This window comes from Novosphingobium sp. SG754, assembly GCF_013149315.1.
Classification (GTDB): domain Bacteria; phylum Pseudomonadota; class Alphaproteobacteria; order Sphingomonadales; family Sphingomonadaceae; genus Novosphingobium; species Novosphingobium capsulatum.
This window is the reverse complement of the sequence record NZ_JABGCC010000004.1, coordinates 393875-419435: the sequence shown is the minus strand read 5'-3', so window position 1 is coordinate 419435 and position 25561 is coordinate 393875. Positions and strand designations below refer to the sequence as shown.

At 66.2% G+C, this 25561-nt stretch carries 23 protein-coding genes; 10 read left to right on the top strand and 13 right to left on the bottom strand.

The window, feature by feature from the left end; all coding sequences use genetic code 11:
• The first annotated feature begins 86 nt into the window (after positions 1-86).
• The 5 genes from FHW97_RS12505 to FHW97_RS12485 all read left to right on the top strand — a co-directional run bounded on the left by FHW97_RS12505 (position 87) and on the right by FHW97_RS12485 (position 2690).
• Positions 87-404 (top strand): AtpZ/AtpI family protein, encoded by a 318-nt coding sequence (locus tag FHW97_RS12505; RefSeq protein ID WP_022677862.1) that lies wholly within the window; start codon positions 87-89, stop codon positions 402-404.
• A 91-nt stretch (positions 405-495) separates the two neighbouring features.
• Positions 496-1278, top strand: a complete 783-nt coding sequence (locus tag FHW97_RS12500) for a F0F1 ATP synthase subunit A (RefSeq protein ID WP_022677863.1) — start codon at positions 496-498, stop codon at positions 1276-1278.
• Positions 1279-1337: 59 nt separating this feature from the next.
• Positions 1338-1565 (top strand): F0F1 ATP synthase subunit C, encoded by a 228-nt coding sequence (locus FHW97_RS12495; protein WP_022677864.1) that lies wholly within the window; start codon positions 1338-1340, stop codon positions 1563-1565.
• An 86-nt stretch (positions 1566-1651) separates the two neighbouring features.
• Positions 1652-2146 (top strand): H+-transporting two-sector ATPase subunit B/B', encoded by a 495-nt coding sequence (locus FHW97_RS12490; protein ID WP_022677865.1) that lies wholly within the window; start codon positions 1652-1654, stop codon positions 2144-2146.
• On the top strand, positions 2139-2690 hold the full coding sequence (locus tag FHW97_RS12485; protein ID WP_022677866.1) for an ATP synthase subunit B: 552 nt from the start codon (positions 2139-2141) through the stop codon (positions 2688-2690). Before FHW97_RS12490 ends, FHW97_RS12485 begins: the two co-directional genes overlap by 8 nt.
• 163 nt (positions 2691-2853) lie before the next feature.
• On the opposite strand, the gene FHW97_RS12480 is transcribed toward FHW97_RS12485, so the two are convergent.
• The 6 genes from FHW97_RS12480 to FHW97_RS12455 all read right to left on the bottom strand — a co-directional run bounded on the left by FHW97_RS12480 (position 2854) and on the right by FHW97_RS12455 (position 8940).
• On the bottom strand, positions 2854-5187 hold the full coding sequence (locus FHW97_RS12480; RefSeq protein ID WP_171799135.1) for a glycoside hydrolase family 3 C-terminal domain-containing protein: 2334 nt from the start codon (positions 5185-5187) through the stop codon (positions 2854-2856).
• Positions 5184-5741, bottom strand: coding sequence for an NADPH-dependent FMN reductase (locus tag FHW97_RS12475; RefSeq protein WP_169048163.1), 558 nt, complete (start codon positions 5739-5741; stop codon positions 5184-5186). The genes FHW97_RS12480 and FHW97_RS12475 overlap by 4 nt, the downstream gene beginning before the upstream one ends.
• A gap of 5 nt (positions 5742-5746) precedes the next feature.
• Positions 5747-6850, bottom strand: coding sequence for an LLM class flavin-dependent oxidoreductase (locus FHW97_RS12470; RefSeq protein WP_171799134.1), 1104 nt, complete (start codon positions 6848-6850; stop codon positions 5747-5749).
• A gap of 171 nt (positions 6851-7021) precedes the next feature.
• Entirely contained in the window at positions 7022-7522 is a 501-nt protein-coding gene (locus tag FHW97_RS12465; RefSeq protein WP_253941758.1) for a nuclear transport factor 2 family protein, read from the bottom strand.
• 15 nt (positions 7523-7537) lie between these two features.
• Positions 7538-7927 (bottom strand): DUF6379 domain-containing protein, encoded by a 390-nt coding sequence (locus FHW97_RS12460; protein WP_171799133.1) that lies wholly within the window; start codon positions 7925-7927, stop codon positions 7538-7540.
• Positions 7927-8940 carry a sugar phosphate isomerase/epimerase gene (locus FHW97_RS12455; protein ID WP_171792579.1) on the bottom strand — a complete coding sequence of 338 codons (1014 nt, stop codon included), beginning with the start codon at positions 8938-8940 and terminating at the stop codon, positions 7927-7929. The genes FHW97_RS12460 and FHW97_RS12455 overlap by 1 nt, the downstream gene beginning before the upstream one ends.
• A 438-nt stretch (positions 8941-9378) precedes the next feature.
• Here FHW97_RS12455 and FHW97_RS12450 point away from each other — a divergent pair, with 438 nt between their 5' ends.
• The gene (locus tag FHW97_RS12450; protein ID WP_168351384.1) at positions 9379-11613 is read left to right on the top strand and encodes a TonB-dependent receptor; all 2235 of its coding nucleotides are present in this window, start codon (positions 9379-9381) and stop codon (positions 11611-11613) included.
• A 108-nt stretch (positions 11614-11721) separates the two neighbouring features.
• Here the strand turns inward: FHW97_RS12450 and FHW97_RS12445 are convergent, their stop codons facing one another.
• From FHW97_RS12445 to FHW97_RS12430, 4 genes are read right to left on the bottom strand one after another with little or no spacing between them, the layout of a single operon-like run.
• Positions 11722-13287 (bottom strand): alpha-N-arabinofuranosidase, encoded by a 1566-nt coding sequence (locus tag FHW97_RS12445; protein WP_171799132.1) that lies wholly within the window; start codon positions 13285-13287, stop codon positions 11722-11724.
• Between the two features lie 35 nt (positions 13288-13322).
• Positions 13323-14249 carry a Gfo/Idh/MocA family protein gene (locus FHW97_RS12440; protein WP_171799131.1) on the bottom strand — a complete coding sequence of 309 codons (927 nt, stop codon included), beginning with the start codon at positions 14247-14249 and terminating at the stop codon, positions 13323-13325.
• A gap of 3 nt (positions 14250-14252) precedes the next feature.
• Positions 14253-15251, bottom strand: a complete 999-nt coding sequence (araD1, locus tag FHW97_RS12435) for an AraD1 family protein (RefSeq protein WP_171799130.1) — start codon at positions 15249-15251, stop codon at positions 14253-14255.
• Between the two features lie 29 nt (positions 15252-15280).
• Positions 15281-16807 (bottom strand): aldehyde dehydrogenase (NADP(+)), encoded by a 1527-nt coding sequence (locus FHW97_RS12430; protein ID WP_171799129.1) that lies wholly within the window; start codon positions 16805-16807, stop codon positions 15281-15283.
• Positions 16808-16875: 68 nt separating this feature from the next.
• Between FHW97_RS12430 and FHW97_RS12425 the strand changes: the two genes are divergently transcribed.
• A complete protein-coding gene (locus FHW97_RS12425) occupies positions 16876-17742 on the top strand; it encodes a FadR/GntR family transcriptional regulator (RefSeq protein ID WP_370525386.1) in 867 nt (288 codons plus the stop codon).
• A gap of 134 nt (positions 17743-17876) precedes the next feature.
• Here the strand turns inward: FHW97_RS12425 and FHW97_RS12420 are convergent, their stop codons facing one another.
• Complete coding sequence (locus FHW97_RS12420; protein WP_171799128.1) at positions 17877-19172, bottom strand: sugar MFS transporter; 1296 nt, start codon at positions 19170-19172, stop codon at positions 17877-17879.
• A gap of 192 nt (positions 19173-19364) precedes the next feature.
• Here FHW97_RS12420 and FHW97_RS12415 point away from each other — a divergent pair, with 192 nt between their 5' ends.
• The 3 genes from FHW97_RS12415 to FHW97_RS12405 all read left to right on the top strand — a co-directional run bounded on the left by FHW97_RS12415 (position 19365) and on the right by FHW97_RS12405 (position 23258).
• Complete coding sequence (locus tag FHW97_RS12415; RefSeq protein WP_370525387.1) at positions 19365-20501, top strand: aldose epimerase family protein; 1137 nt, start codon at positions 19365-19367, stop codon at positions 20499-20501.
• 9 nt (positions 20502-20510) lie between these two features.
• A complete protein-coding gene (locus FHW97_RS12410; protein ID WP_171799126.1) occupies positions 20511-22307 on the top strand; it encodes an IlvD/Edd family dehydratase in 1797 nt (598 codons plus the stop codon).
• Between the two features lie 84 nt (positions 22308-22391).
• Positions 22392-23258: an SMP-30/gluconolactonase/LRE family protein gene (locus FHW97_RS12405; protein ID WP_171799125.1), complete on the top strand. Its 867-nt coding sequence runs from the start codon at positions 22392-22394 to the stop codon at positions 23256-23258.
• A gap of 18 nt (positions 23259-23276) precedes the next feature.
• Here FHW97_RS12405 and FHW97_RS12400 read toward each other — a convergent pair whose 3' ends face one another.
• Together FHW97_RS12400 and FHW97_RS12395 are read right to left on the bottom strand one after the other, a co-directional pair.
• Positions 23277-23906 carry a ParB-like protein gene (locus FHW97_RS12400; RefSeq protein WP_171799124.1) on the bottom strand — a complete coding sequence of 210 codons (630 nt, stop codon included), beginning with the start codon at positions 23904-23906 and terminating at the stop codon, positions 23277-23279.
• Positions 23907-23923: 17 nt separating this feature from the next.
• The gene (locus tag FHW97_RS12395) at positions 23924-25540 is read right to left on the bottom strand and encodes a SulP family inorganic anion transporter (protein WP_171799123.1); all 1617 of its coding nucleotides are present in this window, start codon (positions 25538-25540) and stop codon (positions 23924-23926) included.
• Between the last annotated feature and the right edge of the window lie 21 nt (positions 25541-25561).

Sequence of the window (25561 nt, the reverse complement as noted above, 5' to 3'; positions counted from 1 at the left end):
GGCGCCCTCGGCGGGATGCCGTTGCGCATGATATGCCCTGTTGGGTGAACGGACATACCCTGTCCGATCCTTTGGCGGAGCATGGCATGAGTGACGAACAGACCGACGCAGAGCCCATCGGTGAGGATGCACGCCTTTCCAACCTGAACGCGCGGCTTGATGCTGCGCGCCAGAAGGAACAGGTGCGCAGGCCAACGCCAGACCAGGCAAAGTCCGACGCGAACTATCGCATGGGCAACCGGGTCTTGGCCGACCTGATCGGCGGGCTTGCGGGCGGCGCGTTCATTGGCTGGGTCATCGACCAGTTTGCCGGAACGCGACCATGGGGGCTTCTGGTGATGCTGTTTGTGGGGATGGGCGTGGCCTTCCGCAATATCATCAGGATCTCGAACGGGCGTTCCTGATCGGGTCTTTGCATCCGATGGGTTTCCGGCCATTACACTGGCCGGAGCAGGGGGCGCCTTGGTGTTTTTGCGCGTAACGGGGACAAGCACTGTGGCCGAAGGAAAGGTCGATCCGGTACACCAATTTACGATCGAGCCGCTGTTTGGCACCGATCATTGGGCGATTGCCGGTCATAACATTGCTTTCACCAACTCGGCGCTGTGGATGGTCATCACCACCCTGGTGCTGATCGTGTTCGTGGGTGGTGGCGCCAAGAAGGCCCAGGTTCCGGGCCGCTGGCAGATGGCTGTCGAAGGGCTGACCGGCTTTGTCGACACGCTGCTGCAGTCCAACATCGGTGACGCGGGCCGCAAGTACCTGCCTTACGTGTTCTCGCTGTTCACGTTCATCCTGTTTGCCAACCTGCTCGGCCTGCTGCCGCTGGCCCTGGTCGGCATCCATCCATTTACCGCCACCAGCCACTTTACCGTGACCGGTGTGCTGGCGATCATGAGCTTTGCGATCGTGCTGATCGTGGGCTTTGCCAAGCACGGCTTCCACTTCTTCTCGCTGTTCGTGCCGCATGGCACGCCGGCGGTGATGGTGCCGGTGATCTTCCCGATCGAGCTGATCTCGTTCCTGGTGCGTCCGTTCTCGCTCGGCCTGCGACTGTTCGTCGCGATGATGGCCGGCCACGTGCTCCTCGAAGTGCTCTCGGGCTTCGTCATCTCGGGCACCAATGCGGGCGTGGGCACCTTCTTCCTGGCCGGCGTGCCCAGCTTCCTGCTGATGATCGGCATCTGCGCCCTGGAATTGCTGGTTGCCGGCATCCAGGCCTACGTTTTTGCCCTGCTTACCTGCGTCTATCTCAACGACGCGGAAAACCTTCACTGACCGTCACCACCACCTGATACCGCTTCACACCGGTTTACGACAAAGAGGGAGTTTTTATCATGGACGCACAGAGCGCAAAGCTTCTCGGCGCTGGTCTCGCTGCCATCGGCGCCGGTCTGGCCTCGCTGGGCGTGGGCAACGTCTTCGCCAAGTTCCTCGAAGGCGCGCTGCGCAATCCGGGCGCCGCTGATGGCCAGCAGGGCCGTCTGTTCATCGGCTTCGCCGCCGCCGAACTTCTGGGCCTGCTCTCGTTCGTCGTTGCGATGATCCTGATCTTCGTTGCCTGAGGCAGCGAAGCGGACCATTGATTGACATCCGGCCGGCGTAAAACCCGGCCGGCCAGAACGACAGACAGGAAGCGCGGACCAACGCGATGCCCCAGATAGCCCAACTCGCCGCTACCTATGCCAGCCAGATCTTCTGGCTGCTGGTGTGCTTTGGCCTGGTCTTCTTCGTCATCGGCCGGGGCATGCTCCCGGGCGTGGTGTCGACGATCGACCAGCGCAACAAGCAGATCGCCGACGATCTTGGCGCGGCAGAAGCCGCCCGGGCCGCCGCCGACGCCGAAGAACAGGCCTGGCGCATTGCCGAAGGCAAACAGCGCGCCCAGGCGCATGACCTGATCGCCGCCGCCAAGGCCGAGGCTGCCCGCAACACGCAGGCTGCTCTCGATGCCGCATCGGCGCGGATCGAGGAAACCACTGCCGCAGCAGAGGCGCGCATTGCCGCCGCCCGCGCCGCCGCGCAGGGGGAAGTGCAAGACGTGGCCGCGCAGGCCGCGCAGGATATCGTCAGCCGCCTGGCGGGCCTTTCGGTTTCGGCCGAAGACGCGCGCGGTGCGGTGCAGGGAGTGCTCGCTCATGGCTAACGCGACCGCCACGACCGCCACGGTCGAACAGCACGCCGGCGGCCATGAGGCAGCCGAACCCACCATCCACGGCATCGGTGCCGGCGCGATTGTTGCCGCTGCCATGTTCGTCTTCCTGCTGATCCTGGCGTGGAAGAAGGTGCCGGGCACGATTACCAAGGGCCTCGACAACCAGATCGCCGCGATCCGTCGCGAACTGGCCGATGCCAAGGCGCTGCGTGCCGAAGCCGAAGCGCTGCGTGCCGAATACGCCGCGCGCATCGCCAACGCGGAAAAGGACGCGGCCGCCATGCTCGAGCATGCGCGCACCGAATCCGCCGCGATCGTGGCCAAGGCCGAAGCCGATACCCGCGAGGTCATTGCCCGCCGCGAGAAGATGGCGTCGGACAAGATCGCCGCTGCCGAACGCGCCGCGGTTGACGATCTGCGCGCCACGGCCGCTGCCGCTGCTGCTTCGGCCGCTGGCCAGATCATCGCCGCCCGCCACGGCGCCGATGCTGACCGCGCGCTGGTCGACAACGCGATTGCCGGACTGACCCACTAAGCAGTCCTGCGCCAAGCGCATCAAACAAGGCCCCGCCGGGAAACCGGACGGGGCCTTTTTGCGTCAGCCTTGAAAGCGCCTTGGCGCGGATAGGCACCACGGCAAAAGGCCCGGAACGCCACATCGGCATTCCGGGCCTGTCTGCTGCAACTGCTGGCTGTGCCTAGCGCGGCAAGCGTAGCGTGAAAGCGGCGTCCTGTGCGTTGCGCCCCACCACCAGCGGCACGGCATCGCTGCCCGGCACGCTGCGCAGGATATAGGGGCTGGGTTCGATCGTGGCGGTGGCGCTTTCGCCCGGGGCGAGGTGCAGCTTGGCAAAGCCGACCAGGGCATAGGGGCTTTGCGCCAGATAGGCCTGGATCACCTCGCTGCCGGCGCGGGTGCCGGTGTTGGTCACCTCCACCACGATCCGGCCATCGGCGATGCGGGCCTCGCCCAGGGCAAAGCTGGTATAGCCCATGCCGGCACCAAGCGGAAACAGCGCGGCCTTGCCCTGCGCCTTGAGGCCGCGATAGCCAACCAGCAACCCGTCATCATAGCGCAGGTCACCCCCGTCATCGGGCGTCAGGCCATAGGCGGGATAATCGGCCTCTTGCGTTGCCAGGGTCATCGGCAGGCGGCCACCGGGTTCGCGCGTGCCGATCAGCACGTCGGCCAGGGCCTTGCCGAAGTTCTGCCCCGGATACCAGGCCACCAGCAACGCGGCGGCATCGGCGGCAAAGCTGGCATCAAACGCGTGGCCGACGTTGACCACGATCGCCGTGCGGGGATTGGCCGCACGCACGGCCTGCGCCAGGTGCAACTGCGCCGGATCGAGCCGGGTATCGCTGCGGTCCTTGCTTTCCACGCTGGCATCGGCGGTTTCGCCCAGCATCAGCACCACGGCATCGGCCTGGGCTGCGGCAGCAATGGCGCGGGCGAGCATGGCATCGGGCGTATCGGGCGCCCGCACGCCATACCACAGGCCTTGCACGCGGGCCGGGGCATAACGCAGTTCCACTTCGACCAGCACGCGCTGCCCGGCGCGGAGCGTCACCACGCCTTCGTCGGCATCGCCGGCCTTGAGCACGCCCATGATGTCGGACGCCGCCGGCTGGACATCGCGGCGGATGATTTCGACGCCATCGACCTTGAGTACCACCGGGCCGGTTGCCCCGGCATAGAAGCGATGCGCGCCATCGCCAGACGCGACATACCAGCCGCTGGCACGCACGGCGCCGGTCTCGTTGAAGCGACCCTGATCGTGCACGCCATGGAACCAGACCAGCGAATTGGTCGCCCGCGTCTCACGCGAGAGTGGTTCTGCGGTGAGATCGTGTCCGGCGAAGTATTCCACCGTCAGGCCGGTCGCGCAGCCATCGCCCAGGTCCATCGCCGGGGTCACCGGCATGGCGGGCAGGCGGGGCTGGGGATCGACGCCCGGTTCATGGACGATCGCCATGTGCTGACCCAGCGTGGCGGTGATCGCTTCGAGCGGCGTGAGCGCATCCGGAGTCACGGCGATGCGGGCAAAGGTGCCGCCCTGATAGCACGGCGCCGTGGCATTGGGGCCGATCACCGCCAGCGTGAGGATCGTCGGTGCGAGCGGCAGCAGGCCATCGTTGCGCAGCAGCACGAAGCCTGCCGCCGCGCCGGCGGTGAGCAGTTCCTCGCTATCGAGCGTGGCGGGTGTCTTGGCGCCGCCAAAACGCTGGTTGAAGCGGATCACCCGTTCGGCGGCGTCCTGCACGCGGTCTGCGCCGACCAGGCCTTGGGCCACGGCATCTTCCGCCTTGGCACCCAGGAAGCGGGCGGGACCGGGCATTTCCAGGTCCAGCCCGGCGTTGAGCGTGGCAGCGGTGGAATGCGTGGCGAAGAAATCGCTCATCAGCACGCCGCCATAGGCCCATTCATCGCGCACGATGGCCAGCGGGCCCGAAGCCTCGGCACACCAATCGCCGTTGACGTGGTTGTAGGCCGTCATGATGCCTCCGCAGCCGGCGGCGCAGGCCATTTCGAATGGCAGCAGATAGACCTGGCGCAGTGTGGCATCGTCCACCACGCAGTTCATCGTGTCGCGCTGGGTCTCGCTGTCGTTGCAGACAAAGTGCTTGGCCACGGCGGCGGTGCCGGTGGACTGGATGCCGCGCACCCAGGCCGCGCCGCACAGCCCGGTAAGCAGCGGATCTTCCGAATAGTATTCGAACGCCCGCCCGGCGAGCGGGCTGCGCGCCATGTTGACGTTGGGTGCAAGCAGCGCATCGACACCCATGGTGATGGCATCGTTGCCCACCAGCGCGCCCATCTGCGCCACGAGATCGAGATCCCAGCTGGCGCCCTGCGCCACTGGGGCGGGGGTGAGCACGGAAACGTCGCGTTCGTCCACCCGGCCGCTGGCCACGCCCATCGGGCCATCGGCCAGCATCAGGCTGCGGGCATTGCGTTCGGGAACGGCGCCCGTGGTCCACATCGTGGCGCCGGCCGTGAGGCGGGCGGCGTCGGCAAGGGAAAGCGTCATGCGGCACCTTTGGCAAATTGCATGATCTGGCGGGCCTGCATGGCAACGGCTCCGGCGATTTCGGGATCGGCCAGGCTGCCATCGGCGGCGAACGGTTTTTGCGCCACGGTGTTGACGGCAATGCCCAGCGGGGTGGGCCAGCCGCGCATGGCATGGGTAATGCCGCGCAACGCGGCCAGGGTCACGCCAGTCGCCTGCCAGCCGGCGGCGCTGACCACCAGCCCGACCGGGCGCCCGTCGAAATAGGGGCGTGCGTCGCGCGCCAAGTCTTCGAGCAGGTCGATCGCGTTCTTGACCAGGCCCGATACCCCGCCGTGATAGCCGGGTGAACCGATCACCACCGCGTCAGCATCCCGCACCGCGTCGACCAGGGCGCGCTCGCCGGTGGTCCGCTCTGCGCTTTCCGGGTTGAAATGGGGCAGGGCCTTCAAGGCGCTGCCCCCGAACATCTGCGTCTGGGCGCCCATGCTTGCGCACGCGTCCAGCACCGCCGCCACCAGGCGTTCGGTGCTGGAGCCATCGCGCAGGGTTCCGCCGATCCCCACGATCTTCATGGCGTTCACGCTCCCTTGAGGGCCGGGATGACCTTGCTGCCCATCAGGTCAAGCGTCTGCTGGCCCAGGCGCAGGCGCTCGTCGGTCAGCGGCCCGGTGGTGGTGCCGCACAGCACGTTGCCGATGCCCAGTTCGGCATAGGGGCGCAGATGCTCGATCACCGTTTCGGGCGAGCCATAGAGGCACCACGTGCCGATCCAGTCGTCGGTCAGCGCGTTGGGGGTGCGGTCGGTCTTGGTATTGGCTTCATCGTTTTCGGCGCGGGCGTTGAATTCGGCCTCGCGCTCGATCGCGTCCTGGTATGAACGCAGGATCACCATGAGTTCCTCGCGCGCCTGCTCGTCGGTCTCGGCCACGTGCACCGCCTGATAGGTGTGCGTGGTCCACGACAGCGCATCCTTGACCACGTCATCGCTGTGCCCGGCTTCCAGCAGCAGGCCCTTGTAGATGTCGAAGTACTTTTTCACATGCGTGAACGGTTCGGTGCCGCCGATCTTGGGCGGGGTGAACGCGGGGATGAAGGCTGGCCAGCCATGGCGCGCGGCGCGGCGGGCGCTGCTTTCCTTCATCGCCACCGGCATCAGCCGGGCGTGCTGTTCGCCATAGGGCGAGGGCGTGATGCGCTGCAGCACGCGGCCCTGATATGGGCCGTTGTCGATCCGCACCGCAGGATCATCCATGCGCTTGGCCCACAGCTCTTCGGCCACGGCAAGATTGGCTTCGGCGAGCGGGCCGGCGTCCTTGTAGTTGACGTTGAAGCCGATCATTTCCTCGGGCGTGGTGCCCGAACCGACGCCGACCAGCAGCTTGCCCTTGGTCAGATGATCGAGCACGTTGACGCGCTCGGTAAAGCGTACCGGGTGGTGCAGCGGCACCGACACCACCGAAAAGCCGAAGTGCATCTGCGGCAGGCGCGCGGCGAGATAGCCGGCCAGGATGAAGCTGTCGCTCGCCACCGGCATATAGCCGTTGAAGTGGTGGTCGGGCATGAAGATCGCCTCGAACCCGTTGGCGGCGGCCTGTTCGGCGTGGCCGATCAGGTCGGTGATCAACCGGCCATCCTCGGCCGGGCTCATCGAACGGGCATTCAGGAACACGGAAAAACGCATGATCTCTCCCCAAAAAGTCGGCGCAGCCGGCGTGGACTTTCGGAACACGCCTGTGCCCCCCGATCGCGCTGCGGCTGATGCTATTTAGAATTAGAACTTTTATTATTGTTTGTCTAGCCGCATTTCCGGGCGGCGCGGGGTGCGCCGGCGCCGCGTTTGCCTGCCTGGCGATCAAAACATCGGATGAGGGTTGGCGGCCTTTTCGGGGATGGGCTGGATCACGTCCCAGTGCTCGACGATCTTTCCATCTTTCAGGCGATAGAAATCGGCAACGGCCGCGCCGCGCGCTGCCGGGTCGGGCTTAACGAAGATGTGGATCGCCGCCAGATCGCCATCGACCACGATGTGGCGGATCGAAAAGCTGTGCCCGGGGTCGGAAAACATCGGTGTGAGCGCCGCGATGGCCGCCTCGCGCCCATCGCCAAGCCCGGGGTTGTGCTGGATATAATCCGGCGCGACATAGGCTTCGAACGCGCTGCGTACTTGCCGCAGGGTATAGAAGCGGCGGGCAAAGTCAGTGATGATCGCCCGGTTGCGGGCGGTTTCGCGCGCAGCAGCGGTGGCCGCGGTGACGTGGTGCGGCGCTGCGGGCTTGGCGTCAACGGCATGCGATGCTGCCATCGCACCGGTGAACAGGGCCAGGGCCAGCGCAGATTTGATGGCAGCATGCATGGCGTCGTTATCCTTTCAGGCCGCTTGCACCGTCTTTTCGTCGGTGTTGAAGGCGGGGAAGGGCAGGTAGGACACGCGCAGCTTTTGACGCAGCGCGAGGGTGTGTTCGCCCGCTGGCAAGCCGCCGGGATGGTTGACGATGATCGTGGCCGGCGTGCCGAATCCCCACCGCCGGTCATAGGCGGTTTCCATGGCATCCAGCGTGATCGGGCCCTGGCCCTCATCGAACTGCACCGCTTCACGCGGCAGTTCCACGCCATCGAGCGTGATCGCCAGTTCTTCGATCATCGACAGGGTCAGGCCGCGGTAATAGCCCAGCTTGGCGTCGAATGCGAAGCCGGTCGGCGCCTCCGCCGGGCCGATATTGCGCACCGTGGCGGCATCGATCAGGTACTTGTCGAACATCACACGGTCTCCTTGGCGCCGAATGCGGCTTCTGCCTGGTCGATCAGGCGCTCGAACATCACATGCTGGCGGCGCACCTGCTCGCGGCTGTCCACCGGGTGCACGTCCTGGATCCAGCGGTTGCCTTCGTATTCGCTGGACAGGGTTCCTTCCCAGCCGCACTTGACGAGTTCGGGGATGACCTCGTCATAGGCGATCGACGGGTCGGTGCAGTCCTCGTCCATTTCATAGAACTTGGCCTGGATGTGCCGGAAATAGGGGGCGTAGTCGCCGATCCGCTTGGGGTTGGCATAGGGGGCATGGCGCAGGGTCTCGGCCATGGCCACCTCGGCCTTGTTGCCGCCCATCTTCACGGCCACTTCGTAGATCGTGTATTCGGCCATGATCTTGGCCTCGTGGCTGTCCACGATGAACTGCGTCACCTCGGGCCGCGCGCCCTGGCGTTCGAACCGCGCGCGGAAGGCCGGCGGATAATGCTTCATGAAGATGCCCATGTCGGGCAGGATGCCCAGGTGACGGGTGCCCAGGCGGTCTGCCTCGTCGATCGTGCGCAGGATCCAGGCATGTTCGAGATGCCACGGCGCGTGCACTTCCACGCCCAGGTGCACGTCATACTGCTCGGCATAGGGCACGCAGGCCGCCAGGATATCGGGCCGCACGAACACCAGCACGCGCATGTTGCGAATGCCCAGCCGGCTGGCCAGCTTGATGTCGCGCACGATGCTTTCCACCTGCTCGGCATCGCTCATCGGGCGATCCTTGCGCAGCTTGGTATCGAGGAACATGTCATAGCAGGTGAAATGCGCGCCATGGCGGGCCAGCATGTCCTGCCAGCGCGCCACGTCGGCATCGCTCAGGTTGGGGAATTCGGGCATGTTCTGCTCGGGCAGGATTTCGATGCCCTTGGCGCCGATCGAACTGCCAAACGCGATGCAGTCCTCCACGCTCATGGTGCCCAGGAAGAGCTCTTCCTGAAACGAGTAGAGGCTGACGCCCCGTTGGATCTTGGACATGGCTTTCATGGCTCCGTCAGGAGGGGCGGCAGCGAAGGGCTGCGCGCTGGGAAAGGGAACGGGATGGAACTGGCGCGGCCGGCGCGAGGCCCGCGCGCTGGCGGCTGCGGGACACTGCCGGCGCCGTTGTGGCCGGCCCGGTGGCGTGGCGCGGAACGAAGGCGGTGGTGATCATGGCTCTCCCCAGCGGCGGGCAGGCGCCACGCCATAATTAGAACTTTAGTTCTTATTGATCTTCGTATCGCTTTCCCCGGCCGCTCTGTCAAGATGTGGTTTTTTATGGATTAAACTGTTGGAAAATAATGGTAAAATGCCGCGCGGTTGATCTGCGTCAAACCATCTTGACCGGAAATTCCATCCGCCATAATAAGAACCAGCATTTTGATTTTATAAATGGCGAGTCACGATCTCGCCATGCTCAAAAGGGGAGGACGTCGGATGAACCGCCTGATCGCGGCACTGTTGATCGGTGCCAGCATGCCTACGATTGCCACGGTTGCGCACGCGCAGGATGGCGCCGCGCCGCAAGATGCTGCCAGCAGCACGGGCGGCAACAATGACGGCCTTGCTGAAATCGTCGTCACGGCCAACCGCACCGAAAGCTCGGCGCAGAAGACTGCTGTGGCCTTGACCGTCTATACCGGTGCGGATCTGGCCCAGAAGGGCATCAGCAACGTGCAGTCGCTCGCGACGGTCGATCCCAGCGTCAATCTCAGCACCAGCTCGGGTTCGGCCTATGTCGCCGTGCGCGGCATCGCGTCGACCGACGTGACCGAAATCGGCGATCCTTCCGTGCCGATCGCGCGCGACGGGTTCTATACCAACCGCTCGTTCTCCATCGGCACCTCGATGTACGACATCGCCCGCATCGAAGTGCTCAAGGGCCCGCAGGGCACGCTCAACGGCCGTAACTCCACCGGTGGCCTGATCTCGCTGATCACCAACCGCCCCAGCGACACGGCGGGCGCCTATGGCTCGTTCGAAGTGGGCAACTATCGCGCGCTCAACGTGGAAGCCGGCGGCAACGTGCCGCTGACCGACACGCTGGCCGTGCGCTTCTCGGGCATCCATCGCCAGCACGACGGCTATCGCCACCTCACCGGCATCAACCTGGACGGGGATGATGAAAATACCTCGTCCGGCCGCGTACAGCTGCAGTGGAAGCCGACCGACAACGTCAAGCTCTGGGCGTCGTACCAGCATGACGACATCCGCAACGTGGGCGACGTGGCGATGGTTGCGGCGCTGGGCACACGCCCCGATTTCGGCGACGCGCGCAGCTTTCCCAACCAGGCGCTCACGTCTAACCGGGTAAAGGGCGATCGCATCCGCTGGGAAGGCACCGTGGCCAACTTTGCCGGCGACCTGACGCTGACTTATGCTGGCGGATGGGACAAGCAGACCTGGGCGCACAAGCTCGATGCCACGGGCCCGGCCTATCCGGCGATCCGCAATTTCATCCAGCACGAGGCACCCACCACCTGGAACCATGAAGTGCGCCTGTCCAACGGGTCGAACAACCCGCTGTTCTTCCAGGTTGGCCTGTTCCACTTCCAGGAAACCAACACGATCAATTCCGGGATCTATAACCTGGCGATGACCGGCCCTTATGCGCCCGGCGGCCCGCTGTCGTTCCTGGATTTTTCCAACACCTACGGGATCCACTTCGATTACAACGTCAAGACCAAGTCTGACGCGGTGTTCGGCCAGATCGCCTACAAGCTGGGCGATCAGTGGAAGCTCACCGTCGGCGGGCGCTATACCCGCGATGAAAAGGTGCGCACCGGCGGCGCCACGCTCAATTATCCGGCGCTGGCTTTCCCGGAATGGGGCTTTGTCTTCCCCTTCACCACGGGTTTCACCGATGGTGCGGGCCGCATGACCAAGTCGCAGCCGACCTGGCACGTGGGCCTGGACTATACCCCGGCCAGCAATTCGCTGGTCTATGCCAAGTATGATCGCGGCTACAAGTCGGGCGGGTTCAACTCCAACGGTTCGGCAGCCTCGATCCCCTATGGTCCCGAAACCCTCGACGCGTTTGAAGTGGGCACCAAGAACCGCTTCATGGGCAACCGCCTGCAGCTCAACGCCTCGGCGTTCTACTTCAACTATCGCGGTTACCAGGCTTCGCAGACGGCAGACTCGCTCAATGGCGCGGCCGGCACGTTCAACGTCGGTACGGCCAAGATCTATGGCGCCGAAGCGCAGGCCGTGGCCCTGTTCGGCCAAGGCGGGCGGATCGACCTCAACGCCGCGTGGCTGCACACCCGGTTTGGCGACAACATCACCGTCAACGATGGTGGTGGCACGCCGCAGAGCATCGGTGGCCACCAGCTGCCCAACGCGCCCAAGCTGTCTGTCTCGGGCGGCATCGAATATGCCATCCCGGCTTTCGGTGGCACGCTGACCCCGCGCGCCGATGCCAAGTACAGCTCGTCGTTCTACTACTCGGTGTTCAACACCTATGACACGCAGTCGCGTCCCTATGTGACCGGCAACCTGTCGCTGCAGTATGCCCCCGAGGGCGCGCGCTGGACGCTCCAGGCGTTCGTGCGCAACGTGGGTGACAAGGTCGTCCTCGCCTACGCGGCGCAGAACTTCAACTCGCGCCTCAATACCTATCAGTTCCAGCCGCCGCGCACTTATGGCGTGCGCTTCGGCTTCAAGATCTGATCGCCACACAACGGAAAAAGGCCAGCCCGGCGCATGCCGGGCTGGCCTTCCAGGTGCCGGGCCGGGACAGCGGCCCGGCACCATTTGTTTAAGCAGGCGCGCTGGCGATCAGCGCAGGTCGAGCACGACGACAGACTTGGCGGGCAGCGTGACGCTGAGCACGCCGTTCTGGATCGTTGCCGCGCTGAACGGCATCGGGCGCACGGTATCAGGCGCAGCAAAGGTATTGTGCGCATCGATCGCGGCGCCGGTCAGCACCTGGCCGCTCGCGCTGGTGGCGGCGATCCCATCCAGCTTGACCGTCACCGTATTGGCTTGGGCGGGATCGCGGTTGGACAGGGCCACGTGCACCACGCCAGCCTTGTCGCGCACGGCAGAGCCGCTCACCGCCGGCATCGTGAACTGGTCCTTGGCATACCACGGCGTGACGATGTCGATCGGCAGCACGGTGGCATCCTGCCACGGGCGATACATCATGAAGACATGATAGGTGGGCGTCAGCACCATCTTCTTGCCGTCGGTCAGGATCATGGCCTGCAGCACGTTGACCATCTGCGCGATCGCCGACAGTCGCACGCGATCGGCATAGCGGGCAAAGATGTCCAGCGTGGTCGAGGCGATCAGCGCATCGCGCAGGCTGTTCTGCTGACGCAGGAAGCCGGGGTGCGTGCCGGCATCCTGGGCATACCAGGCGCCCCATTCGTCCACTGCCAGGAACACGCGCTTTTGCGGATCATACTTGTCCATGATCGCGGTGTGCCGGGCGAGCAGATCGTCGATCCGGCGCGCCCCTGCGAGGGCATCGGCCCAGTCGTGCTCGTCAAAACCAACCGGCTGCGCCTTGGGCGGCCAGGTGCCACGGCCAGGCACGGTATAATAATGCAGTGACAGGCCATCGACCTGGTCGCGGGCCGACCGCATCATCGTTTCGGTCCAGTTGGTGTCATCCGCATTGGCGCCAGAGGCCACGCGCAGGATCTGCGTGCCGGCCACGGGCTTGATGAACGCGGAATAGCGGCGTGTTTCGTCAACCGCGTATTCGGCGCGCATGTTGCCGCCACAGCCCCACAGCTCGTTGCCGATGCCGAAATAGGGCAGGGCCCAGGGCTGCTTGTGGCCATTGCGGGCGCGCTCGTCAGCCAGGCTGCCGGCCGGCGCGGTGACATATTCGATCCATTCGGCCATTTCGCGCGGGGTGCCGTTGCCCACGTTGCCCGAGATATAGGCCTCCGCGCCGATCTGGCGGAGCAGTTCGAAGTATTCGTGCGTGCCCACGCTGTTGGGCTCGGTCACGCCGCCCCAGTTGGTGTTGACCTTGACCGGGCGCTTCGCCTGCGGCCCGATTCCCTCGCGCCAGTGGTATTCATCGGCAAAGCAGCCGCCAGGCCAGCGCACCATCGGCACCTTGAGATCGCGCAGCGCGCCGACCACGTCGTTGCGGAAGCCGTTGGTGTTGGGGATGGACTTGTCGTTGCCTACCCACAGCCCGCCATAGATGCCATTGCCGAGATGCTCGGCAAACTGGGTGAAGATATGCCGGTCATAGGTCGGGCCGGGCTTGTCAGCGTGCAGCGTGGCGGTGGTGGGCGTGCCCCCGGTATCGGCCAGCGCTGGCGTGGCCAGGGCAGTGGCGGCGAGCAGCGCGGCGGCGGCGGAGCAAAGCATCTTGATCATGCGAGGGCGCGTCCTTGTTTGCGAAGGTGGCGGGATCAATCGAAAAAGGCGTCTGTCACCAGCCGTTTGCCGCGCAGGAATGCATCGGCCACCAGGGTAAGGGGGCGAGTGTCGACATCGCTTTGCCCCTGCTCGACGAGATCGGCAAAGCGGGCATAGAGGCCAGGATATTCGTGGTCTTCATCGCGCAGTGTCTCGCCCGGCAGGGTCAGGACCGCACCGCCGTTGGCAAGGCGCAGCGTGCCGTCGGTGGTTTCCACCACGATGTCCCAGCTCTGCGGGCCGGTCTGGCGCCAATCGAGATCCATGTGGATGGCTGTGCCGCGGGAATCGCGGAAATGCAGGTCTGCCGCAATCGGGGCAGCGCGGTTTTCCGGCACTTCCAGCGTGGCTTCGGCCAGGAAGAACGGTGCGGGCAGGATATGGGTGATGATCGAGAGCGCATTGATCCCCGGATCGAACACGCCCAGGCCGCCCGGCTCCCAGATCCACGCCTGGCCCGGATGCCACACGCGCACATCCTCGCGCCAGATCACCTTGACGCCGGTGATCTGCCGGTCGGCCAGCCAGGCGCGCGCCGGGGCAACGCCAGCGGCATAGCGCGAATGCCAAGAGGCAAACAGCGTGGTGCCGGCCTTGGCGGCATGGGCCACAAGCGCATCGACTTCGGCCAGGGTGGCGCCCGGCGGCTTTTCCAGGAACACGTGCAGGCCCCTGTCCAGCGCCAGCGCCGCCAGATCATAACGCACCTGCGGCGGGGTGCAGAGCGCCACCGCATCGATGGCCACGCCACTGTCGAGCAGGGCGGACAGATCGTGGAAATGGGGCACGCCCTCCACGCTGCTGTCGCTGCGGCTGACCGTGGCGGCTAGGGTAAAGGCCGGGTTGCCGGCAATCGCGGGCAGGTGCTGGTCATGGGCGATCTTGCCCATGCCGACCACGGCAATGCGGATCGGGTCCATGGCTTAGAGCACCTTGACTGCGAACGGCACGGGGCCGGCCGCTGCGCGCGCCAGCGGATTGTGCAGCGGCAGGGCAAAGGGTGCCGCCGCGATTTCAAAGGCATCGCCTTCCTGCGTCTTGATCCCGTCGCTGAACGACAAAGTGGCGGTGCCGAAGAAGTGCACATGAATGTCTCCGGGCCGGCGGAACAATCCGTACTTGAAATGGTGATGTTCCAGGTTGGCCAGGCTGTGCGACATGTTGTCTTCGCCCGAAAGGAACGGCTTTTCCCACAGCGTGGCGCCATCGCGCAGCACGCGGCTGGTGCCGCGAACGTCGGCGGGCGGGTTGCCCAGCAGCAGTTCGGCGCCCAGCGCGGCCTGGCGCAGCTTGGAATGGGCCAGCCACAGATAGTTGTGGCGCTCGGTCACATGGTCGGAAAACTCGTTGGCCAGTGCCAGCCCCAGGCGCCAGGGCGTGCCATCGGCACCGATCAGATAGATCCCGGCCAGTTCCGGTTCCTCGCCGCCATCCTTGGCAAATGCCGGCATCGTCAGCGGCTGGCCCGGGCCGACCAGCTGCGTGCCATCCCCTTTGTAGAACCATTCCGGTTGTTGCCCTTCGGTACCAGCAGCGGGCTTGCCACCCTCCAGCCCTTCCAGGAACATCCGCATGGAATCGGTCTGCTTTTCGGCCTGCGCGGCATCGCGGTGCATCTTGTCGCGCCCTTCCGCCGAACCAAGATGGGTAAGCCCGGTGCCAGTCAACCAGACGCGCGCGGTGTCATCATGGTCGATCGCGGGCAGCAGCGTGCCGGCGGCGAGCTCGGCGGCGATGTCCACCACCTGGCTGCCGGCGCGGGCGGCAGCGGCATCGGCCAGGCTGTGCCCGGCGGCGATCGCCGCCTGGGCCAGCTCGCGCACCGTCGCGGGGCTGTCTAGGAACACGGCGCTGTCACCGGTGGCCAGGATCACGCGACGCGTGCCATCGGCGCTGCGATGCTGAAGAAGGCGGGTTGCCATGGAAGAGGATCTTTCGCGAGAGAAGGGGATCAGAGTGTGAGCGTGCCGTCGATCAGGCGCGGCGCGCCATCGCCGCGTGCGGCATCGGTCAGTTCGGCTGGCAACACCGCCTGGCTCAGGTTCTGGTAGCTGACCGGGCGCAGGAAGCGATCGATCGCCAGGCTGCCGACCGAGGTGGTGCGCGGATCGGACGTGGCCGGGAACGGCCCGCCGTGCACCATGGCATGGCACACTTCGACGCCGGTGGGCCAGCCATTGGCCAGGATGCGGCCAACCTTGCGTTCAAGAATTGGCAGCAGCTCGCTTGCCAATGCCTCGTCCGCTGCGTCCATGTGCAGGGTGGCGGTCAGTTGGCCTTCCAGGCCCTTGAGCACCGTGGCAAGCTCGGCCGCATCAGCGCAGGTCACCACGATCGAACTGGCGCCGAACACTTCGTGGCCGAGCGCCTTGTCGGCCAGGAAGGCCTGGGCCGTGGTGACGAACAGCGCGGCCTGGCCACAGGGGCCTTCGCCCACCGGCCCGGTCGCCACGGTTTCCACGCCGGGGGCCGTGGCCAGCGCCTTGACCCCGGCTTCATAGGCAGCGTGGATGCCGCTGGTCAGCATGGTCTGCGGCTGCGCTTGGCCCACGCCCTCGCGCGCGGCGGCCAGGAAGGCGTCGAGGCCTTCACCGGCGATGGCCAGTACCAGGCCGGGGTTGGTGCAGAACTGCCCGGCGCCCATGGTGAGCGAGCCGACGAACGCTTGGCCGAGCGCCGCGCCGCGTGCAGCCAGCGCTGCCGGCATCAGCACGACCGGGTTGATGCTCGACATTTCGGCATAGACCGGGATCGGCACCTCGCGCTGTTGTGCAATGCGGGCCAGCGCCAGGCCACCGCCACGCGAACCGGTAAAGCCGACAGCGGCCATGCGCGGATCGGCCACCAGCGCTGCGCCCAGTTCGTTGCCGGGGCCAACGAGATGGCCGAACACGCCTTCGGGCAGGCCGCATGCGGCCACCGCGCGGGCAATCGCGCCCGCGACCAGCGCGCCGGTGTCGGGATGGGCCGGGTGGCCCTTGACCACCACCGGGCACCCCGCCGCCAGCGCCGAGGCGGTATCACCCCCGGCCGTGGAGAACGCCAAGGGGAAGTTGGAAGCACCGAACACCGCCACCGGGCCAAGCGGGATCATCCGCAGGCGCAGATCGGGGCGGGGCAGGGGCTGGCGATCGGGCAGGGCCGGATCGATGCGCAACTGCTGCCATGCGCCTGCACGCACCACGCCGGCAAACAGGCGCAACTGGCCCACGGTGCGGCCGCGCTCCCCCTCCAGCCGCGCGCGCGGCAACCCGCTTTCGCGCATGGCGGCCACGATCAGCGTATCGCCGATGGCAAGAATTTCCTCGGCGATGGTTTCGAGGAAGCGGGCGCGCTCTTCGCGGCTCGTGGCGCGATAGATGTCGAACGCCGCCTCGGCCGCGGCACACAGCCGGGCCACATCGTCAAGGCCGTGCACCGCCAGGGCGGGCCCATGGGGCTGCCCGGTGTGGGCGTCGGTCGAGCGGAATTCGGTCATCGGATTCTCCCTATTTACTCCGACATATTCCGCCAGCATGACAAACGCAATAATAGTCGTTTCACCCCGTGTCGCTCCCTGCTACCCACGTTTGGCAGGAGGCGATCGAGACAGTGATGCAACGGCAGTTCCCGGACAAATCGCGCAAGGGCAAGGCAATGGAAAGCGCCGCCGACAGCGCGGCGCCGGACAGTGTCGCGGCCGAGGAGCGCGATAGCCCGGCGCGCGGCCCTGGCCGGCGCCTGCATGGGGCGATCGCTCACAAGCTGGGCACGGCGATCCTGTCGGGCCAATACCAGCCAGGCGATATCCTGTCGGGCGAGGTGGCCTTTGCCGAAGAACTCAAAGTGTCGCGCAGCGCCTATCGCGAGGCGATCCAGGTACTGACCGCCAAGGGCCTGGTGGCAAGCCGCCCCAAGGCCGGCACCCGCGTGCTGGAGCGCGACCGCTGGAATCTGCTCGATCCTGAAGTGCTCGCCTGGGCCTTTGCCGGCGAACCCGATCTGCAATTCGTGCGCGATCTGTTCGAACTGCGCGCCGTGGTGGAACCGGCCGCCGCGCGCCTGGCGGCCCAGCGCCGCGACAAGGCCGATCTCAAGGCAATCCGCGATGCGCTTTCGGCGATGCGGCGGCATACGCTGACCAACGATGCCGGCCGCGCGGCTGACCGTGATTTCCACGATGCGGTGCTGCGCGCCAGCCACAATGCCGCGCTGTTGGTGCTCTCAGCCAGCATCGGCGCGGCGGTGCATTGGACCACGCGGTTCAAGCAGCGCAGCCGGGAACTGCCGCGCAACCCCATTCCCGATCATGCACGCGTCTATGACGCAATTGCCGAAGGCGATGGCGAGGCAGCCGCCCAGGCGATGGGTGTTCTGGTGCAACTCGCCCTGGAAGACACCGCCAGCGCAATCGAAGCTGCCGTAAACCGCTGATCCTCCCCGGTACGGGGAGGGGGACAAGCCGCAGGCTGGTGGAGGGGAGCTTGCGCCTTGCACGCCGTTTCAGGCGGCCAATCCCCTCCACCACGCTTCGCGCGGTCCCCCTCCCCGTTTCGGGGAGGAGCCGATCAGTCTGTTGCCTTGGTCTTCGCACCCCACAGCGCGTAGAAGATGATGTAAAGCTCGCACGCCGCGGTCAGCAGGAACGAGGTCTGCAGGCCAAAGGCATCGGCCAGCTTGCCCTGCACCACCACCAGCGCGCCGCCGGCAATCGCCATGATCAGCAGGCCCGATGCTTCCTCGGTCAGCGGGCCAAGGCCCTTGATCCCGAGGGTAAAGATCGTGGGGAACATGATCGAGTGGAACAGCCCCACGCTGATCAGCGCCCACATCGCCACGGGCCCGTGGGTGAACACGGTAATCATCATCACCACGAATGCACCCACGGCGGCCAGGGCCAGCACGGTTTCGGCGCGCACCCTCTGCATGATCGCCCCGCCGGCAAAGCGGCCCACCATCATCCCGCCCCACAGGAACGTCAGATAGCGCCCAGCCTGCTCGTGCGTCAGGTTGGCAATGTCACCCTGGCTGACGAAATTGACGAACAGGTTGGCCACGCCGATTTCGGCGATCAGATAGATGAAGATCGCCGGAATGCCGAACACAAGGTTGCGGTGTGACCACAGCGAGTGATGCTTGCGTTCTTCTGCTGCCATGCGACTGGTCGCGCTGCCCATGGCGGGCAGGGGATAGCGCGCGATCACCACGGCCAGCACCACCAGCACGGCGGCCACCAGGCCATAGGGCAGGATAACCGAATGCGCATCGGCCAGGCGCTCGGCCGGGGTGAGCACGGTGGTGGCGCTGGCCGTGCCGCTTTTGGAGCGGCCCAGGATCAGATAGGCGCCGAACAGCGGGGCCAGCATCGTGCCGGCCGAGTTGAGCGCCTGCACCAGGGTGAGCCGCGACGACGCGGTTTCGGCCGGGCCGACGACGGCGACATAGGGATTGGCCGCGACTTGCAGCAGGGTGATGCCGCTGGCGATGACAAACAGCATGACCAGCGTGACGCCATAGGACGGAATCGAGGCGGCCACCATCATGCCCAGCGCGCCAGCGGCCATGATCAGCAGGCCGGTGACCATCGCCATCTTGTAGCCGATCTTCTCGATCAGCTTGGCCGAGGGGATCGAGGCGACGAAATAGGCAATGAACCACACGGATTCGATCAGCGTGGTCTGGGTATAGTTGAGGTCGAACACCGCGCGCAAATGCGGCAGCAGGGTGTTGTTGATGACCGTGATGAAGCCCCACATGAAGAACAGCGTGGCCAGGAGCGCCAGCGCGCGGCCATAGCTGGCGCCGGGCGGCAAGCCCTCGCCAGGGGCAGCGGAAGCCGCAGCCGAAGAAGCAACTGGGGGCATGTCCATCCTCTCTCGAAGGGGTGTGTGTGCAACGGCAATGCGCGGCCTCGCCATCCCGTCATGATGCTTGCGAACCGGCTTGCGCTCTTTCTATTTGTCGGACTATATGCTCGGGTACGGCCACGTCAATGGCTGCGCACGTGTTTTCACGTGCCGCCCAGCGGGCAAGAAAGGCCGACCATGGAGACCAGGATGAACACCAAGGCCGCTTCCCTTGCCGCGCTGCTGGCGCTTGTGCCGTTTTCCGGTGCCCATGCTGCCCAGGCAAGCCAGGAGGCGGCAGGTTCGCTGGCCGATGGTCAGAAGGTTGTTGCCGTTACGCTCAAGGCCGCCAATGGCGTTTCGGCCCGCATCCTCAGCTATGGCGCCACGCTGCAGGCGCTGGTCGTGCCTGATCGCGCCGGCAAGCCGGCCGACGTGCTGCTCGGCTATGACGACCTCGCTGGCTATGTCGATCACCCCAACTATTTCGGGGTCACCGTGGGCCGCTATGCCAACCGCATTGCAGGCGGCAAGTTCACGCTCGATGGCAAGGCCTATCAACTACCGCTCAATGAAAAGGCCGCCAGCCTGCATGGTGGAGGCAAGGGCTTTGACAAGCAGGTGTGGCAAGTGGTGTCGGTGAAATCCGGCGCAGTGGCCAGCGTCGTGCTCAGCCATGTCAGCCCCGATGGCGACGCCGGCTATCCCGGCACGGTCAAGGCCACGGTGACCTATTCGCTGGACGAAGCTGGCAACCTGACGATCGCGTTCGAGGCGACCACCGACAAGCCCACGATCATCAACATGACCAACCACGCCATCTTCAATTTGGCTGGCGAGGGATCGTCGCAGGGCGCGATGGATCATGTGCTGACCATTCCGGCCAAGGCGTTTACGCCGATCGATGCCACGCTGATCCCCACCGGTGAATTGCGCCCGGTAGCCGGCACCGTGTTCGATTTCACGCAAGGGCGCCGCGTCGCCGATGGGCTGCGCGATGGGCGCGACCAGCAGATCGTCTATGGCCGTGGCTATGACCACAACTTCGCGCTCGACAAGGGCGTGACGGCGCAGCCGGGCCTTGCCGCGCGGCTGGAAGATCCTGCCTCGGGCCGCGTGCTCGAAGTCTTGACCACCGAGCCAGGCGTGCAGTTCTATGCCGGCAATTTCCTTGATGGCACTCTGGTCGGCAAGCAGGGCCACCTCTATCGCATGGGCGATGGCATCGCGCTGGAACCGCAGAAGTTCCCCGATGCGCCCAACCACCCGTCGTTCGTTTCCGCGCGCGTCGATCCTGGCAAGCCCTATCGGCACGTCATGGTCTATCGCGTTTCCACCTCGCGCTGATAGGCCCCTATGACCGAGCACCAGACCCCGAAGCTGCGCAGCCGCGCCTGGTTCGACAATCCCGACAATATCGACATGACCTCGCTCTATCTGGAGCGGTATCTGAACTTCGGGTTGAGCCTGGAAGAACTGCGCAGTGGCAAGCCGATCATCGGCATCGCCCAGACCGGCAGCGACCTCTCGCCGTGCAACCGCCACCACCTCGTGCTGGCCGAGCGCATCCGCGAAGGCGTGCGCGAAGCGGGCGGCATCGTGCTGGAATTCCCGGTGCACCCGATCCAGGAAACCGGCAAGCGGCCCACCGCCGGGCTCGATCGCAACCTGGCCTATCTTGGCCTGGTGGAGGCGCTCTATGGCTATCCCATCGATGGCGTGGTGCTCACCACCGGTTGCGACAAGACCACCCCGGCGCTGCTGATGGCGGCGGCCACGGTCAACATCCCGGCCATCGCCCTGTCGGTGGGACCGATGCTCAATGGCTGGCACAAGGGCGAGCGTACCGGTTCGGGCACCATCGTGTGGAAGGGCCGCCAGATGATGGCCGCCGGTGAACTCGATGCCGATGGCTTCATCAAGCTCGTCGCCTCCTCGGCGCCGTCTACCGGCTATTGCAACACCATGGGCACGGCCACCACGATGAATTCGCTGGCCGAGGCGCTGGGGATGATGCTGCCCGGTTCGGCGGCGATCCCCGCGCCCTATCGCGATCGCCAGGAATGCGCCTATCACACCGGCAAGCGCATCGTTGACATGGTGCGCGAAGACCTCAAGCCGTCAGACATTCTGACACTCGATGCGTTCCACAACGCCATCGTCGTCAATTCCGCGATTGGCGGATCGACCAACGCGCCGATCCACCTGGCCGCCATCGCCCGCCATGTCGGCGTGGACCTGCCGCTCGATGACTGGCAGCGCCTGGGCCACAAGGTGCCGCTGCTGGTCAACCTGCAACCGGCGGGCGAATACTTGGGCGAGGATTATTATCGCGCCGGCGGCGTTCCGGCCGTGGTTGGCCAGTTGATTGGCCAGGGCCTGATCCGCGAAGGGGCGATGACCGTTAACGGTCGCACCATGGGCGAAAACTGCCGTGGCGTGGAGATTGAGGACGAACGCGTGATCCGCCCGTTCGCCCAGCCGCTGGTGGAAGAAGCCGGTTTCCTGGTGCTCAAGGGCAACCTGTTCGACGCGGCGATCATGAAGACCAGCGTGATCAGCGAGGAATTCCGCGCACGCTATCTGTCCAACCCGGCCGATCCCGAAGCGTTCGAAGGCCCCTGCGTGGTGTTCGATGGGCCGGAAGACTATCACCACCGCATCGATGATCCTGCCGTCGGGATCACGCCAGAAACGCTGCTGTTCATGCGCGGCGCCGGGCCGATCGGCTATCCCGGCGCGGCCGAAGTGGTCAACATGCGGCCGCCGTCCTACCTCATCACCGAGGGCGTCAGCGCGCTGCCATGCATTGGTGACGGGCGCCAGTCGGGCACTTCGGGCAGCCCGTCGATCCTCAACGCCAGCCCGGAAGCGGCGGCGATGGGCGGCCTGGCCCTGCTCGAAACCGGCGATCGCGTGCGCATCGATCTGAGGGCCGGCACGGTCAACGTGCTGGTGGCCGACGACGTGCTGGAGGCGCGCCGTGCCGCGCTGGTGGCCAAGGGGGGCTATCCCTATCCCGCCAGCCAGACGCCGTGGCAGGAAATCCAGCGCGCCGTGGTCGGCCAACTCAACACGGGCGCCATTCTTGAGGGTGCGGAAAAGTATCAGCGGATCGCCCAGACCATGGGCCTGCCGCGCGACAATCACTGATCGGAACAGACCAGCGATCGGGGTGGGAAAGGGTGGCGCTTGCCGCGCTTTCCCACCCGGCACGATAGAAAGGACCGGAGCGCGATGGCTTTGTGGCGCAAGATCGACCGCGACGTGGCCGATATCCTGGGCGAGGGCACGCTGTGGTGCCCGCGCGACGGCGCGCTCTATTGGACCGACATTCTCGCCCCCGCGCTCAACCGCATGGGTCTGGCTAGCGGCGTCATCGATCGCTGGACCATGCCAGAGCCACTGGGGTGGGTGGCGGCAGCCAAGACGGGCGGCCTGATCGGCGGCTTTCGCGGCGGTGTCGGCTCGATCACCTTTGATCCCGCGTCAGCCATGCCCGTGATCGGGCCGCGCAGTGGGCCAGAGCCGCATCTGCCCGGAAACCGCATGAACGATGGCAAGGCCGATGCCCATGGCGCCATCTGGTGCGGCACGATGGACATGGCCGAAGAGCAGGACAACGGCACGCTCTATCGCCTGGGCAGCGATGGCGCGTTCCAGGTTATCGACACTGGCTATGGCGTGCCCAACGGGCCGGCGTTCTCGCCATGCGGGCAGTGGCTCTATCATGCCGACAGCGCGCGCCGGGTGATCTACCGCTTTGCGCTGACCGACGAAGGCGTTGGCCCGCGCGAGGTGTTCGTGCGCTTTGCCGAAGAAGATGGCTATCCCGATGGCATGATCTGCGATGCGCAGGGTTTCCTGTGGCAGGCGCATTGGGATGGTGGGCGCATCAGCCGCTTTGCCCCCGATGGCCGGCTCGACCGCGCGATTGCCCTGCCGGCGCGGCGTATCACCAACATCGCCTTTGCCGGCGAAGGGCATGATCGCATGTTCGTGACCAGCGCGCGCGTTGGCCTTGCCGATCCGGGCGAATATGATGGCGCCCTGTTCGAGGTGGAAAGCGGCGCCACCGGGTTTGCGCCGGGTGTCTACGGCTAACGCAGGTCAGGCGCGTGCCTAATAGCTTTCTACGCCGGCATAGCCGGGCAAGTGCCGCGCGCCGTGGCCACGGGCCAGGTCGATCGCCTCGCGCAGGGCCTGGTCAAACTTGTTGGCCAGCTTGCGCGGGCCGATGTGATCGCGAAAGAAATCGGCCCACAGGAATTCGGCATAGGGCCGCGTCGTCTTGGCATAGCCGCCGGCGCGGCGCACGTCACCGGCCAGCGAGCGCCAGGGATCATCCTCCAGCTTGCCCACGTGATGGGGCAGCGCCTTCCATTCGCGGCGGCGGCCGCGCGCGTCATAGGGGTGCAGCCAGTTGTTGGCGTCGAGAAACGCCAGGAACCGCTTGCGCGGCAAGTGCGCCAGCCGCGCCACCACCGAGACCAGCACTTCTTCCACCCCTTCCAGATGCAGCGCCAGGGCGAGGTGATGGTGATCGAGCATCCACAGCTGGTCATCGGGACCGATCACGGCCGGGATCATGTGCGCGCCCAGGAATTCGCCGGCGGCGCTGGCTTCGTTGCGGCGCTCCCAGTCGCGGCGCTTGCGCTCCACTTCGCGCAGGCCAACGGTCATCTGCGTGGGGCGCAGATCGGCAATGGCCACGGTCTTGAGAATCGGTTGGATCGGACCGGCCAGCCCCATGACTCACGCTCCATGCTTCACGCCTGCCGCGGCGCAGTCTGCGCCAATGCCACGGCATCGGCAACGCTGAAGGTGGCATCGCGTGCCAGATCACCCAGGCCCGATGCCGCCAGCACCGCGCGCGCGCGATCATGCGTGCGGGCCAGGATCAGGCGCCCGCCGCGCCGTGCCAGCGTGGCGTGCAATTCGCCGATCGCCTCGGCGGCCGTGGTATCAAGATCGTCACTCTCTTCCAGGCTCAATACCACCACGGGCACGCCCAGCCCTTGCGCGCGGCGCGCCACCAGGCCCAGCACGGTTTCGGCATTGGCAAAAAACAGGGGGGCGTTGGGCCGGAAGATCGCCAGCCCGCCCTCTGCACGTGCGGTATCGTGGGCGGCCATGTCGACATAATCGTGGCTGGTGCCCAGTTGCCCCAACTGGCTGAGCGAGGGATGGGCCAGGCGATAGAGCAGTTGCGCCAGGCTGAGGCCCACCGCCAGCAGCAGCCCATCGAGCACGCCCAGGCTCAACACCCCCAGCGCGGCGGCTGGCGCGGTCCAGCGGTCGCGCCCCACTTTCCACGGCCGCAGCAGCGGCGCGGGCGACAGGGCGTGGGTCAGCGCCGCGACGACCACGGCGGCCAGCACCGGCTGCGGCAGGCGCGCGGTCAGCGGCCCGGCCCATAGTGCCAGGGCAAGCAGGGCCAGCGCGGCAAACACGCCGGCCGCGCGGCTGGTGGCGCCGCTGGCGGCATTGGCCGATCCGGCGGAAAAGCCCGCACCCACCGGCATGCCCTGCGCCAGCGCGGCGGCGGCATTGGCCAGGCCCAGCCCGGCCAGCTCGCGATTAGCATCCAGCGTATCGCCGCGCGCCAGGGCCAGGCTGCGCATCGTGCCCCAGCTTTCGGCAAACAGGATCAGCACCAGCGGCGCGGCCAGCGGCACCAGGCGCAGCCACTGGGCCGGATCACCGGGCAGCACCGGCGCGCTCAGCACCAGCGGCGCCGGGCCAGCCTGGGCCACGCCCAGCCCGGCAAAGCCCGGCAGGCTGGCCCCGGCAATGCCCAGGACCAGCACGATCAGCGCGCCAGGCACGCCGGGCCAGCGGCGCAGCAGCAACAGCAGCGCCAGCGCGCCCAGGCCACAGGCCAGCGTGGCGCCATGCCACTGCCCTGCCTGGCGCAGGATGGTCCAGCCAACCACACCCACGCTGCCTTGCGGCGCGGGCAGGCCGGTCAAGGCCGGCAACTGGCGGATGATGATGGTCAGCGCCAGCCCAAGGGCAAAGCCGCGCAGCACCGGTCGCGCGACAAACCCGGCCAGACTGCCCAGGCGCGCGGCGGCCAGCGCCAGGAACAGGGCGCCGGCCAGCAGCGTCAGCGCCGTGGCATTGGCTGCCAGCATCGCTGCTCCGGCCTGGCCCGTCGCCAGGCTGGCCAGGCTCGCCGCCAGGATCGCGGCGGACGACGACGTGGGCGAAACCACGGCAAAGCGGCTGCGACCGACCACGGCATAGGCCAACCCGCCGACCACCGCCGCAATCAGCGCGCGGCCCGGTGCCAGCCCGGCAATCCCGGCATAGGCGACCGCCTCGGGCAGCATGAGCCCGGCCATCGCCAGCCCTGCCAAGGCGTTGCGCGCCAGTCCCGCCATTGCCCACTCTCCTGCCAGCTG